General features: G+C 57.5%; 11 protein-coding genes and 1 pseudogene. 11 read left to right on the top strand and 1 reads right to left on the bottom strand.

Annotated elements, in window-relative coordinates; all coding sequences use genetic code 11:
• Window positions 1-88: 88 nt before the first annotated feature.
• The 11 genes from K5E40_RS04405 to K5E40_RS04355 all read left to right on the top strand — a co-directional run bounded on the left by K5E40_RS04405 (window position 89) and on the right by K5E40_RS04355 (window position 13768).
• A complete protein-coding gene (locus tag K5E40_RS04405; protein WP_221729799.1) occupies window positions 89-1399 on the top strand; it encodes a glycosyltransferase in 1311 nt (436 codons plus the stop codon).
• 994 nt (window positions 1400-2393) lie between these two features.
• Window positions 2394-3287: a phospholipase gene (locus K5E40_RS04400; protein WP_401132886.1), complete on the top strand. Its 894-nt coding sequence runs from the start codon at window positions 2394-2396 to the stop codon at window positions 3285-3287.
• A gap of 90 nt (window positions 3288-3377) precedes the next feature.
• Window positions 3378-4283: an AraC family transcriptional regulator gene (locus K5E40_RS04395; RefSeq protein WP_221729797.1), complete on the top strand. Its 906-nt coding sequence runs from the start codon at window positions 3378-3380 to the stop codon at window positions 4281-4283.
• 254 nt (window positions 4284-4537) lie between these two features.
• Complete coding sequence (locus tag K5E40_RS04390) at window positions 4538-5848, top strand: sugar ABC transporter substrate-binding protein (protein ID WP_221729796.1); 1311 nt, start codon at window positions 4538-4540, stop codon at window positions 5846-5848.
• Window positions 5849-5996: 148 nt separating this feature from the next.
• Entirely contained in the window at window positions 5997-6923 is a 927-nt protein-coding gene (locus K5E40_RS04385; protein WP_221729795.1) for a carbohydrate ABC transporter permease, read from the top strand.
• An 8-nt stretch (window positions 6924-6931) separates the two neighbouring features.
• Window positions 6932-7762, top strand: a complete 831-nt coding sequence (locus K5E40_RS04380; protein WP_221729794.1) for a carbohydrate ABC transporter permease — start codon at window positions 6932-6934, stop codon at window positions 7760-7762.
• Window positions 7763-7922: 160 nt separating this feature from the next.
• Window positions 7923-9026 (top strand): ABC transporter ATP-binding protein, encoded by a 1104-nt coding sequence (locus tag K5E40_RS04375; RefSeq protein ID WP_221729793.1) that lies wholly within the window; start codon window positions 7923-7925, stop codon window positions 9024-9026.
• Between the two features lie 16 nt (window positions 9027-9042).
• Window positions 9043-10515: a mannitol dehydrogenase family protein gene (locus tag K5E40_RS04370; protein WP_221729792.1), complete on the top strand. Its 1473-nt coding sequence runs from the start codon at window positions 9043-9045 to the stop codon at window positions 10513-10515.
• 136 nt (window positions 10516-10651) lie between these two features.
• Window positions 10652-12148: a xylulokinase gene (gene xylB / locus K5E40_RS04365; RefSeq protein ID WP_221729791.1), complete on the top strand. Its 1497-nt coding sequence runs from the start codon at window positions 10652-10654 to the stop codon at window positions 12146-12148.
• A gap of 13 nt (window positions 12149-12161) precedes the next feature.
• Window positions 12162-13100, top strand: a complete 939-nt coding sequence (locus K5E40_RS04360; RefSeq protein ID WP_221729790.1) for a carbohydrate kinase — start codon at window positions 12162-12164, stop codon at window positions 13098-13100.
• Between the two features lie 47 nt (window positions 13101-13147).
• Window positions 13148-13768: a hypothetical protein gene (locus tag K5E40_RS04355; RefSeq protein WP_221729789.1), complete on the top strand. Its 621-nt coding sequence runs from the start codon at window positions 13148-13150 to the stop codon at window positions 13766-13768.
• A 199-nt stretch (window positions 13769-13967) separates the two neighbouring features.
• Here K5E40_RS04355 and K5E40_RS04350 read toward each other — a convergent pair.
• Window positions 13968-14226, bottom strand: a pseudogene (locus K5E40_RS04350) (hypothetical protein); the annotation flags it as partial.
• Between the last annotated feature and the right edge of the window lie 216 nt (window positions 14227-14442).

Below are 14442 nucleotides of genomic sequence, written 5' to 3'. Positions count from 1 at the left end.
TTACTTCGAAGGTCAGGCGCGAGCAGCCACCTCTGTGGTTTAATTGCGCCCTTTTTTGCCTACCTGTCTGCTGCCGAGGATCACACTCATGATTCAGCCCACCGTCACCAAAGTTCTGGTCATCGGCTATGTCTGGCCCGAGCCCCGTTCTTCGGCAGCAAGCGGGCACGTCATGCAGATCCTCGACACCTTTGTGCAGCAAGGTTGGGACATCACTTTCGGCAGCCCCGCCAGCCCCGGAGAACATAAAGCCGATCTTGACGCGTTGGGCATCCGCGAAGTGTCGATCGAACTGAACAACAGCAGCTTCGATATGTTCATCAGCGAGCTACGTCCAGATATCGTGCTGTTCGACCAGTTCATGATGGAAGAGCAGTTCGGCTGGCGCGTCGAAAAATACTGTCCTGACGCCCTGAGGGTGCTGGAAACGTCAGATCTGCAAAGCTTGCGCCATGCCCGTCATCAGCGACTCAAGGACCGATTGAAAGTCTCTGCCGATCAGGATGATTTCAGCGATTTGTTTGCGCCGGCCTTGCGCGAAGAATTCGAATTGATGGCCACCACCGATCTGGCCAAACGGGAAATTGCGGCGCTGTATCGTTGCGACCTGAATCTGATGATCTCCGAAGTAGAAATCGAGTTGTTGGTCAAACAATTCGGATTGCCACAGGCGTTGCTGCATTGGTGCCCATTGATGGTGGAATTGCCAACCACTGAACCGAAGCCGCTTGAGGCTCGGGCGCACTTTCTCAGCATCGGCAACTTTCGTCATGCGCCTAACTGGGACGCCGTACTCTGGATGAAATCCACGATCTGGCCACTCATCCGTCAACAACTGCCGGATGCGCAGTTACACATCTATGGCGCCTACACGCCCCCTAAAGCCATGGCACTGCACAATGCAGCGCAGGGTTTTCACGTAATGAACTGGGCGGAGGACGCGTTACAGGTCATGTCAGCGGCGCGGGTCTGTCTGGCACCGCTGCGTTTTGGCGCTGGTATCAAGGGAAAACTGGTGGACGCCATGCTGTGCGGTACGCCCAGCGTCACCACCCCCATTGGCGCGGAAGGCATGCATGACGAAGAACCCTGGCCGGGCGCTATCACCCGCAGCGCAGCGCAATTCGCCGACGACGCCGTACGTCTCTATCGCTGCTCGGCAGATTGGCAAGCAGCCCACCTGGCCGGAGCCGCGCTACTCGACAAGCGTTACCAACGGGCAACACACGCGCCGGCGCTAATTGAAAAGCTGAGTTATTGCCAAAAACACTTACATGAACACAGGGCTCGAAACTTTATTGGCAGCATGCTGCGCCATCACGCTCATAAAAGTACTCAATATATGGCTCAGTGGATTGAAGCAAAAAACCGCGATACCCAGCCGACCCGTAACGAGTGAATCCGCACGACCACGCAACTCGCATTAATATGGATATTGCACCTTCAAACCCTGACACCTATAAACAGCCTGCATGTCACTTCAGATAGCCCAACTATCACCACATGCAGGACACACAACAGGAATAATGGATACATTGAAAGACTCACCGGCCATGACTGGATGAGTAAAATACCGAACAATGACAACTTGTCACTGCGCGAGTTGATATTATCCGGCGCTCATAATGCCGGCTGTGACTGGAACGCCTCTTACGATCAACTGATCCAATGTCCGAACTGGCTGATCTGTCAGGGTGTTTCTTTTGCTGGCCAATTGAATCGTGGCGCCAGAGTACTCGACCTTTGATTATTTATGACAGCCAAGCGAGAGGCATTGAACGGCTCAGATTCCAACATGGCGGCTACTGTTAGCCCCGCACGCTGGGCGAGCAACTCATTCCATTGCAATCCCTGCATCTGACCCTTGGTCAATTGAAGGCACGTGCGCCTCGGCAACGAATATTACTTGCCGAGCCTGTATCAGGAGGTACGGATTCATGATGCAGCGATTCATCGGTGGATCGGGCAATCCATTGTTGATGCTTCTGACCTGCACCGCTACATCGACCGTGTTTTAAGCCCCCCCCGGACAAACGATGGCTTTGGTCACTCTCCGCGACGTGCTATACGCTTGGCGGACCACAACGCATTTCGGCCATCTAGACACCTGGTTTCACCCTTCCTGCACCGACGGGGCTAAAAGATGCAACATTATCAATTTTGATTTCATTGAAAACGCCAGGATTGTATCGCATTGCAAAAATGCAAACATTGAGAAAGCCGTTGAAAAAGCCAAACTCACACATCCAACCAATTACGAAATCCCAACCACACCATAACCATTAAACAACTTGCATTCAAACAAACATTGGCTGATCAAGCGTCATCCACTATAAACATCCTGCATATCGAAACGTCGATCCCCTTATTATTAATTCTGCAGGATGTACAACATGAGTGATTTCCAATCGAACGACTTACCCCTGACTCAATGGATCACTGCAACCCCGCAGATCGACAATCTGTCACTGCGTGAATTGACACTACCCGGCACCCATAACGCTGGCTGTGACTGGGAAGCTTCCTTTTCCTTGATCCCGGGCAAGAACTGGCTTGCGTGCCAGGACATTTCTTTTTATTCGCAACTCAATCGTGGCGCCAGAGCGCTGGACGCACGATTGATTTATGACAAAGAAGGCCAGGGCCTGGAAAAGTTTCGCTTTCAGCACAACGGCTATCGCTCCGATCGCAACCTTGGCGATCTCATGCTCGCGGTCCTGGCGTTTTTGGAAAGAAGTCCCAATGAATTCATCATTCTGGACTTCCATGAACTCAAAGGAGGCAGCAGTGAGTTCAATCACGAAGAATTCAAACAATTAATGCTGAAACATCTGGGCGAACGGATGATTGTGCAAGAAAACGCAGGTTTGACACTAGGCCAGTTAAAGGAAATCAGTCCCCTGCAAAGGATCCTGGTGGCGGCCCCCATGAGCTGGGACACCCGAGACCACCGCTTTCATGAACAGATCCAACACAAATGGATTGACCAATCGCTGGTCAGTGTTTCTGATCTGCACCGTTACATCACAGACGTTTTAGACAAACCACCGACCCGGTGGCGCCTCTGGTCGCTGTCTGCGACGAGCTATACAGTCGGTGGCCCGCAGCGAATTCTGAATGAACTGGACACCTGGTTTGATCCCACCAAAACGGACTGGGCGAAGAAGTGCAACATCATTAACTTCGACTTTATAAAAAACTCGAACATCGTGTCTTTTTGTCAAATGGCCAATCTGGAAAAAGCCATCGAGAAGTCCAGGCTGGTACTTCGTGCACAGCCAGCTTGAGTCCGGTCAGAGCATGCGGTCAGAGTGAACTGGCACATCACACGTCGAACGAGGCATGATCAGCAGGCGATAACAATAAAGTAGCAGGCCATGAACCGAACCGCCCGCGTGACCGACCCTTCTTACGAGTTGATGGATGACCACAACGGGTTGTCCATCATCTACCGCCAGCACGGCTTCCCCTGCCCGCTGGTGCGTTGGCATTTCCACAAGGAATACGAACTGCACCTGATCGTCGCCAGCTCAGGCAAGGTGTTCATTGGCGACTACATCGGCAACTTCTATCCCGAAACCCTGTTTCTCACCGGCCCTAACCTGCCGCACAACTGGATCAGCCAGGTCGCCGAAGACGAAGTGGTCGAGAAGCGCGACATGCTGGTCAATTTCACGGATGAGTTGTTCGAGAGCGGCCATCAGGTGTTCACCGAACTGAAAACCCTGGCACCGCTGTTGGAGCGAGCTCAGTACGGCATCGAATTCCGCTGCAAACGGACGATCCGTCAGGCCATGGCGCTGATGCAGCGGATCGCCGATACCCAGGGCATTACCCGGCTCGGACACTTTTTTATCCTCATGGAGTTGCTCGCGGCCAGCGATGATTTTCAGCTGTTATCCGGCGCCACCACGCCGCAATTGGCGGATGAGCACAACATTGACCGCACCAACCGCGCTGTTGATTACATCTTCAGCCACTACGCCCGGGATATTTCGCTGGAGGAAGTCGCCGAGCACCTGGGCATGACGCCGACCTATTTCAGCCGCGTGTTCAAACAGGCGACCGGGCGTAACTTCATCGAATTCGTCAATCGCCTGCGCATCAGCAAGTCCTGCGAGTTGCTGGCCGATGGCGACAAACCGGTGACTGACGTGTGCTTTGAATCAGGCTTCAACAACATTTCCAACTTCAATCGGCGGTTTCAGCAACTCAAGGGCATGACGCCCTCGCATTATCGACGCCTCGCCGTGCAGCGTCTGACCGAACAGAACCACAACTGACACTTCCTACAGGTTTTGATCTGTTTTTTGGCTCAAAACCTGTACGTATCCGATACCCTCCCTTCGCTGAAATCCCCTTCCTTGCGTTAATCGCCCCAAAGCCCAGTGCAAGAAAGTATCGATCAGAGTGCGACGGATGATTTGTCAGTCCGCCGATTGAAGGCTGTAATCAGCGCACATTCTTCCTGCACAGGAAGACACAAAAACAATAACTGTCCTTCTGCCTCCCTCCGGACGCAGAAAAGGAGTGCACGATGCAACCCACTGCAAAAGCTCTGCTTGCCCTCACCTGCATGACCCTCAGCAGCGTCAGCCTTGGCGCTCAGACCCTGACCATCGCCACCGTTAACAACAGCGACATGATTCGCATGCAAAAGCTCTCGAAAACCTTCGAGACCGAGCATCCGGATATCAAGCTCAATTGGGTGGTGCTGGAAGAAAACGTCCTGCGCCAACGCCTGACCACCGACATCGCCACCCAGGGTGGCCAGTTCGACGTGTTGACCATTGGCATGTACGAAGCTGCACTGTGGGGCGCCAAGGGTTGGCTGGAACCGATGAAGGATCTGCCGGCCAGTTACGCCCTCGACGACGTGTTCCCGTCGGTGCGCGAAGGCCTGTCGGTCAAGGGTTCGCTGTACGCCTTGCCGTTCTATGCCGAAAGCTCGATCACCTATTTCCGCACCGATCTGTTCAAGGAAGCCGGCCTGACCATGCCCGAGCGTCCGACCTGGGAGCAGATTGCAGGCTTCGCTGAAAAACTCACCCACAAAGACAAAGAGCAGTACGGCATCTGCCTGCGTGGCAAAGCCGGTTGGGGCGAGAACATGGCGCTGGTCACCACCATCGCCAACGCATATGGCGCACGCTGGTTCGATGAAAAATGGCAGCCGGAATTCAACGGCCCTGAGTGGAAAAACGCGCTGAACTTCTACGTCAACACCATGAAGAAATCCGGCCCGCCGGGTGCGTCCAGCAACGGTTTCAACGAAAACCTCGCCTTGTTCAACAGCGGTAAATGCGCAATCTGGGTCGATGCCAGCGTCGCCGGCTCGTTCGTGACCGACAAGACTCAGAGCAAGGTCGCTGATCACGTCGGCTTCACCTTCGCGCCGCATCAGGTCACGGACAAAGGCTCGGCATGGCTGTATTCGTGGGCGCTGGCGATTCCGACCAGCTCCAAAGCCAAAGACGCCGCGAAAGAGTTCAGCGCATGGGCGACCTCCAAAGAATACGGCGAACTGGTTGCCAAAACCGACGGTATCGCCAACGTACCGCCAGGCACGCGTGCCTCGACCTACAGCGATGCCTACATGAGCGCCGCACCGTTCGCCAAAGTGACGCTGGAATCGCTCAAGGCGGCGGACCCGAGCAAACCGACGCTAAAACCAGTGCCTTACATCGGTATTCAATTGGTGACCATTCCTGAGTTCCAGGCCGTCGGTACCCAGGTCGGCAAGCTGTTCTCGGCGGCATTGATCGGCCAGACCACGGTGGATCAAGCCTTGGAAGCCGCCCAGCAAACCACCGAACGCGCGATGAAGCGCGCCGGTTATCCCAAGTAACTTGCACCGCTCGCTCTTGCTTTTGTAGGAGTGGGCCTGCTCGCGATAGCTGTTCTCCATCCAACAAAGCGGTGACTGACACACCGCTGTCGCGAGCAGGCTCACTCCTACAGGGGATCTTCATTCGCTTGTCGAATCGGTTACTGCCATGAATACTTCAACTGCCAAAGCCCACATCGACCTCGCCCAGCCACAGCGCAAAAGCCGTTTGGCCAATCCCGGCTGGTTTCTGGTCAGCCCTTCAGTGGTCCTGTTGCTGCTGTGGATGATTGTGCCGCTGGGCATGACCGTCTACTTCTCGTTGATCCGCTACAACCTGCTTTACCCCGGTGAAAACCAGTTCGTCGGGCTTGAGAACTTCACTTACTTCCTGACCGACTCCGGCTTCCTGCCCGGCGCCACCAATACGTTGTTGCTGGTCGGCAGTGTGTTGCTGATCAGCGTGGTGTTCGGTGTATTGATCAGCGCTCTGCTTGAAGCCAGCGAGTTTCTCGGACGCGGCATCGTGCGGGTGATGCTGATTTCGCCGTTCTTCATCATGCCCACGGTCGGCGCTCTGATCTGGAAGAACCTGATCTTTCATCCGGTCTCCGGAATCCTCGCCTACCTCTGGAAGCTGTTCGGCGCGCAGCCGGTGGACTGGCTGGCGCACTACCCGCTGCTGTCGATCATCATCATTGTCTCGTGGCAATGGCTGCCCTTCGCCATCCTGATTCTGATGACCGCCATGCAGTCCCTCGACCAGGAACAAAAAGAAGCGGCGCGCCTCGACGGCGCCGGCCCCGTCGCGATCTTCTGGCACCTGACCCTGCCGCACCTCGCCCGGCCGATTGCCGTGGTGGTGATGATCGAAACGATCTTTCTGCTGTCGGTGTTCGCCGAAATTTTCACCACCACCAACGGTGGCCCTGGCTACGCCTCGACCAACCTCGCCTACCTGATCTACAACCAGGCACTGGTGCAGTTCGACGTCGGCATGGCCTCGGCGGGCGGTTTGATTGCCGTGGTCATCGCCAACATCGCCGCGATCATTCTGGTGCGGATGATCGGCAAAAACCTGACTGACAAAGCGTGAGGCCTGCCATGACCCTTCAACAATCCCGCCGGCTGCAAAGCCTGCTGCTCGGCACCTTGGCCTGGGCCATCGCGATCGTGATTTTCTTCCCGATCTTCTGGATGGTGCTGACCAGTTTCAAGAGCGAAATCGACGCGTTTGCCACGCCGCCACAGTTCATCTTCACGCCGACGCTGGAGAACTACCTGCACATCAACGAGCGCAGCGACTACTTTAGTTTCGCCTGGAACTCGGTGGTGATTTCCTTCAGCGCCACCGCCCTGTCCCTGCTGATCGCGGTGCCGGCGGCGTACTCGATGGCGTTCTACGAAACCCAGCGCACCAAAGGCACCCTGCTGTGGATGCTCTCCACCAAAATGCTGCCGCCGGTGGGCGTGCTGATGCCGATCTACCTGCTGGCCAAGAGTTTCGGCCTGCTCGACACGCGCACGGCACTGATCATCATTTACACGCTGATCAACCTGCCGATCGTGGTCTGGATGATTTACACCTACTTCAAGGACATTCCCAAAGACATCCTCGAAGCCGCCCGCCTCGACGGCGCCACGCTGTGGCAGGAAATGGTTCGCGTGCTGCTGCCGATCGCCAAGGGCGGCCTGGCCTCGACGGTGCTGCTGTCGCTGATCCTGTGCTGGAACGAGGCTTTCTGGTCGCTGAACCTGACCTCGTCAAAAGCCGCGCCACTGACCGCGCTGATCGCCTCGTATTCAAGTCCTGAAGGGTTGTTCTGGGCCAAGTTGTCGGCAGTCTCGACTCTGGCGTGTGCGCCGATCCTGATCTTCGGCTGGATCAGCCAAAAACAACTGGTGCGCGGTTTGTCGTTCGGCGCCGTGAAATGAATCTATCCAACCCAACGCAATTTCCTGTGGGAGCGGGCTTGCTCGCGAAAGCGCAGTGTCATCCCCCCTTGATACCGACTGACACGACCGCTTCGCGAACAAGCCCGCTCCCACCAAAAGCTTGCCCGGTGCAATTGAAATAACTCAAGCGGAGGCCCCCATGGCCAACCTGAAAATCAAGAATCTGCAAAAAGGCTTCGAAGGTTTTTCCATCATCAAGGGCATTGACCTGGAAGTGAACGACAAAGAGTTCGTGGTCTTCGTCGGCCCGTCTGGTTGCGGCAAATCCACCCTGCTGCGCCTGATCGCCGGCCTTGAAGAAGTCAGTGGCGGCACCATCGAACTGGATGGCCGCGATATCACCGAAGTCAGCCCGGCCAAACGCGATCTGGCGATGGTGTTCCAGACCTACGCGCTGTATCCGCACATGACGGTGAAAAAGAACATGTCGTTCGCCCTCGATCTGGCCGGCGTGCCCAAAGCCGAAGTCGAGAAAAAAGTCGGCGAAGCGGCGCGCATCCTTGAGCTGGGGCCGTTGCTGGAGCGCAAGCCGAAACAACTCTCCGGTGGTCAGCGTCAGCGCGTAGCCATTGGCCGCGCCATCGTGCGCAACCCGAAAATTTTCCTCTTCGATGAACCACTGTCCAACCTCGACGCGGCCCTGCGGGTGCAGATGCGCCTGGAACTGCTGCGCCTGCACAAAGACCTGCAAGCGACCATGATCTACGTCACCCACGATCAGGTTGAAGCCATGACCATGGCTGACAAAGTCGTGGTGCTGAATGGTGGCAAGATCGAGCAAGTGGGCTCTCCGCTGGACCTGTATCACAACCCCGCCAACCTGTTCGTCGCCGGTTTCCTCGGCACGCCGAAGATGGGTTTCCTCAAGGGCAAGATCGCCAGGGTCGATGGACAACACTGCGAAGTGACGCTGGACGCGGGGACGCGTATCACGCTGCCCTTCAACGCCGCCCATCTGAGCGTTGGCAGCGACGTCACCCTCGGCATCCGCCCCGAACACCTGGAACTGGCGCAACCGGGCGACTGCACCCTGCAAGTCACCGCTGACGTCAGCGAGCGTTTGGGCAGCGACACTTTCTGCCACGTCAAAACCAATGCCGGCGAAGCCCTGACCATGCGTGTACGCGCAGACCTGGCAAGCCGTTATGGCGAGCAACTGAACTTGTGCCTGGACGCCGCCCACTGCCACTTATTCGATGCCGAAGGTCTGGCGTTGACCCGTCCGCTACGCGCTGCGGCCTGATTGTCGAGACTATCCGATGAAACTGAACGAACAGAACCTCAACCGCCTCGCTCCTGAGGTGAAACTGCCCGCCTACAACCTCAGCGACACCCGTCAGGGCATTGCTCACATTGGCGTCGGTGGATTTCATCGCGCGCATCAGGCGTATTACACCGACGCGCTGATGAATACCGGCGAAGCGCTGGACTGGGCGATTTGCGGCGTTGGCCTGCGCGACGAAGACCGCCGCGCCCGCGATGATCTCAAGGAGCAGGATTACCTGTTCACGCTGTTCGAACTCGGCGATAGCGACGACACCGAAGTCCGCGTGATCGGTGCGATCAGCGACATGCTGTTGGCTGAGGACAGTGTTCAGGCCCTCATCGAAAAACTCGCCGATCCGCAGATCCGCATCGTCTCGCTGACCATCACCGAAGGTGGCTATTGCATCGACGACAGCAACGGTGAGTTCATGGCGCACTTACCGCAGATTCAATACGATCTGGCACACCCTCAAGCCCCGAAAACCGTCTTCGGTTTCCTCTGCGCAGCGCTGGAGAAACGCCGTGGCGCCGGCACGGCGGCGTTCACGATCATGTCCTGCGATAACCTGCCCCACAACGGCGCCGTCACCCGCAAAGCGTTGCTCACGTTCGCCACGTTGCGCGACCCCGTGCTGCGCGACTGGATCGAGCAGAACGTCAGTTTCCCCAACGCCATGGTCGACCGCATCACGCCGATGACCAGCACCGCGCATCGCCTGCAACTGGCGGACAAGCACGGCGTGGACGATGCCTGGCCAGTGGTTTGCGAGCCGTTTGTGCAGTGGGTGCTGGAAGACAAGTTCGTCAACGGCCGTCCGGCCTGGGAAAAGGTCGGTGTGCAGTTCACCGACGACGTTTCGCCGTACGAAGAAATGAAGATCAAGCTGCTCAATGGCAGCCATCTGGCGCTGACTTATCTGGGCTTTTTGAAGGGTTATCGCTTTGTCCACGAGACCATGAATGACCCTCTGTTCGTGCGGTACATGCGCGCTTACATGGATCAGGATGTCACGCCGCAACTGGCGCCGGTGCCCGGCATTGATCTGAGCGAATACAAGGACACGCTGGTGGCGCGGTTCTCCAATCAGGCGATTGCCGATCAGCTTGAACGGGTGTGTTCGGACGGGTCATCGAAGTTTCCCAAGTTCACGATTCCGACGATCAATCGATTGATTGCTGATGGCCAGGACACCAAACGCGCAGCCTTGGTCGTTGCTGCGTGGGCCCTGTATTTGAAAGGCATGGATGAGAACGGCGACACCTATTCGATTCCAGATCCGCGCGCGGCGTTTTGTCAGGGGCTGGTGGCGGACGATGCGTTGATCACCGAACGATTATTGGCAGTTGAAGAGATTTTCGGCACGGCGATACCGCGTTCGGCGGCGTTTGTCGCGGCGTTCGAGTGGTGCTGCGAGAGTTTGCGCGAAGTGGGTGTTTCGCGGACATTGGAGCGGATGCTGGCCTGAATCAAGCGGTGAGACGACTGACGCCTTCGCGAGCAAGCCCGCGCCCACAGCGGGAACACCTGTCAACATTTGGCAGCGGACTTGCTCGCGAATGGCTTCCTCGCTCTGGCCAATCTGACACCCTGAGGATATTTCTGTGACAACCCGACAATGCTTCCTCGGCATCGACTGCGGCACCCAAGGCACCAAAGCGATCATCCTTGATACCACCAGCGGCCAAGTCCTCGGCCAGGGCGCCGCCGCACACACGATGATCAGCGGCGCCAACGGTCGCCGCGAACAAGACACGCAGCAATGGCTGGAAGCCTTCGCCCTCGCCACCCGCCGCGCACTCTTGGCGGCGAAGGTCGACGGTCAGTCGATTCTCGGCATTGGCGTGTCAGGCCAGCAACACGGTTTGGTATTGCTCGACGATCAAGGCGACGTGTTGCGCCCGGCCAAACTCTGGTGCGACACCGAAAGCAGCGCCGAAAACGCTCGACTGCTCACCCATCTGGGCGGCGAAAAAGGCTCACTGGAACGCCTCGGCGTAGTCATCGCGCCGGGCTATACCGTGTCGAAACTGCTCTGGACCAAAGAACAGCACCCGGCGGTATTTGCGCGAATATCGCGAATTCTGCTCCCCCACGACTACCTCAATTACTGGCTTACCGGCCGTGCGTGCAGCGAATACGGCGACGCGTCGGGCACCGGTTATTTCAACGTACGCACCCGTCAGTGGGACTTGCAACTGCTGCGCGACATCGACGCCAGCGGACGCCTGCAAGCAGCGCTACCTGAGTTGATCGACGCACACGAAGCGGTGGGGACCCTCCTCCCAGGCATCGCCGAACAACTGGGCCTGAACCCCAACGCACTGATCTCCAGCGGCGGCGGTGACAACATGATGGGCGCCATCGGCACCGCCAACATTCAGCCCGGCGCGATCACCATGAGCCTGGGTTCCTCCGGTACGGTGTATGCCTATGCCGACGTGCCGAAAGTCAGTCCGGATGCCGCGGTCGCCACCTTCTGTTCCTCCAGCGGTGGCTGGTTGCCGCTGATCTGCACCATGAACCTGACCAACGCCACCGGCGCCATCCGTGAGTTGTTCGACCTCGATCTCGATCAGTTCAACGAGTTCGTCGCGCAAACGCCCATCGGCGCCGAGGGCGTGAGCATGCTGCCGTTCCTCAACGGCGAACGCGTCCCCGCCCTGCCCCATGCCACCGGCAGCCTGCACGGCTTGACGCTGGATAACCTCACCCAAGCCAATCTGTGCCGCGCTGCCGTCGAAGGCACCACGTTCGGCCTGCGCTATGGACTGGATTTGCTCCGGCACAATGGTTTACAAAGCCGCAGCATTTGCCTGATCGGCGGTGGCTCGAAAAGCGCCGTGTGGCGGCAGATCGTCGCCGACATCATGGACACCCCGGTGATCTGCACCGAACAAAGCGAAGCCGCTGCCCTTGGCGCGGCGATTCAAGCGGCATGGTGCAAATCATGGTCGAACGGCCACGAAGACACACTTGCCGACCTGTGCGAGCGCTGCGTGAAGCTTGACCTGAGCAGTGAAACCCTGCCGATTGCCACCAACGTCACAGCGTTCCAGCAGGCCTATGAACGCTATCAACAACATGTCGCAATCCTATAAAGAGCTAACAATTATGTATTTGGTGTGTGGCGAAGCCCTGTTTGATTTCTTCAGCGAAAACGATGCCAGCGGTCTGGCCTCGAAAGTGAATTTCAAGGCGATTGCCGGCGGCTCGCCGTTCAACGTCGCCGTCGGCTTGCGCCGCTTGGGCGTGGATTCGGCCTTGTTTGGCGGACTGTCCACCGACTACCTCGGCCGCCGCTTGCAGCAAGTGCTGCAGGAGGAAGGTGTGCGACCGGACTATCTGGTGGACTTCGCCGCGCCGACCACCCTGGCGATGGTCGCCGTCGGGGCCAATGGCTCGCCGCATTACAGCTTTCGCGGTGAAGGCTGCGCGGATCGGCAACTGAGCCTGACGCACCTGCCGACGTTGGGCCCCGAGGTGCGCGGCCTGCATGTCGGTTCGTTCTCACTGGTGGTGCAGCCGATTGCCGACACCCTGCTCGCCCTGGTCCAGCGCGAAAGCGGCAAACGCCTGATCACGCTCGACCCCAACGTGCGCCTCAATCCCGAGCCGAATATCGATCTGTGGCGCGCACGCATCGCCACACTGGTGCAACTGGCGGATCTGATCAAAGTCAGCGATGAAGACTTGAGCCTGCTGTACCCCGAGCAGGACCCGCAGCGCGTCATCGAAGGCTGGCTGGAGCATCGCTGCCAAGTGGTATTCCTGACCCGGGGCGGTGACGGCGCGACGGCCTTCAGCCGCGTCCATGGTGCATGGTCGGTGCCGGCCAGTTCGGTAAAGATCGCCGATACCGTTGGCGCTGGCGATACCTTCCAGGCCGCGCTGATCACTTGGTTGACCGAACAAGGCCTGGATTCGGTGGAGGGTGTGCAGCAACTCGCACGCGAGCAAATCGACGCGATGCTCAAGTTTGCCGTGCAAGCGGCGGCGCTGACGTGCAGCAAGACCGGTCCGGATTTGCCCTATCGTCACCAATTGAGCTGAGCGCGTAGACTGTCGCCCTTTTTACGCGCAAGACGGGATAAAGGCTTTTGAATTCAGGGCAGACGATTGGACTACTGATACTCGCGGCGCTATTGACGGGTTGCGGCACCTCGCCGCCCCGTTCGCCAGAAAACATCTGCGAGATCTTCCGCGAGAAAAGTGATTGGTACGACGCAGCGCAAGTCACGCAAAAACGCTGGGGCGTGCCGATCCAGGTGCCCTTCGCAATCATGTATCAGGAATCCGGCTACCGCTACGACGCCAAGACCCCGCGCAAATACCTGCTCTGGGTAATCCCGTGGGGCCGGGTGTCGACCGCCTCGGGCTATGCCCAAGCCAAGGATGAAGTATGGTCCGACTATCAGAAAAGCACCGGCAGAAACTGGGCAGACCGCGAAGACTTCGACGACGCGATCGACTTCGTCGGCTGGTACATGGACAAGACCACGTCGATCAACGGCGTCTACAAATACGACGCCTACGGCCAGTACCTCAACTACCACGAAGGCTGGGGTGGCTATCGGCAGAAAACCTATGCCAGCAAGGCGTGGTTGATGGCCACGGCGGGCAAGGTGCAAAGTCGTTCGAATGTGTATGCCCAGCAATATGCCGGCTGCAAGGAGGACTTGAATCGCGGGTTCTGGAGCCGATTCTGGCATTGGCTGTAACAACGCCTTCGCGAGCAAGCCCGCTCCCACAAGCATCTCTGTTTATGAACACCCGAGAAACCTGTGAGAGCGGGCTTGCTCACGAAAACGCCGGATCAAACACTACAAATCTGAGGTTCACAACACCCAAAAGTTGTAACTCACCATCAACCGGGTCTCATCCACATCCCAGGCAAACTTCTCGTATCGGGTGCGGTAAGTCGTTGACCTGCACACAGTTGACCAGATACGGGTTGCTCCCATCGAAGTAAGGCATCGAGTTGTCGTCGTTCATGCGCGGCCAACCGCCACTGAGCGTGTGGCCGTCGATGGAACCGACTCTTTCGGCGCCGCTGTCGGCACTTTTAATCAGACGTACATCGGCCTTTAACACGCGCGGTGTACTTGTCCCGTCGCGACACCACGAGGGTCAGATCTTTCACTTCGTTGGACGTCAGCATTGCACCGTTGAACATGGTTGATGGCCGATGGCTTTGACGTGCTACAGGCAACTCTAGTCTGAAACTGACTGGTAATTCTCATGCGCCCGGTCAGTTGAATACGCGTAACCGTCGCGGGTATATCGGCTAAAACGCCCGATTTCATTAGGCCAAATGGCCCAACTAAGGGTTTCCCCCATACGCTGCCAAGCCCCTCACTACGGCATTTGCGCCTTGAACGAGTCAGCCTAATCC

The organism is Pseudomonas baetica, from assembly GCF_019733355.1.
Lineage (GTDB): Bacteria > Pseudomonadota > Gammaproteobacteria > Pseudomonadales > Pseudomonadaceae > Aquipseudomonas > Aquipseudomonas baetica_A.
Note: the sequence above shows the minus strand (reverse complement) of the source record. Positions and strands in the feature narration are given on the sequence as shown.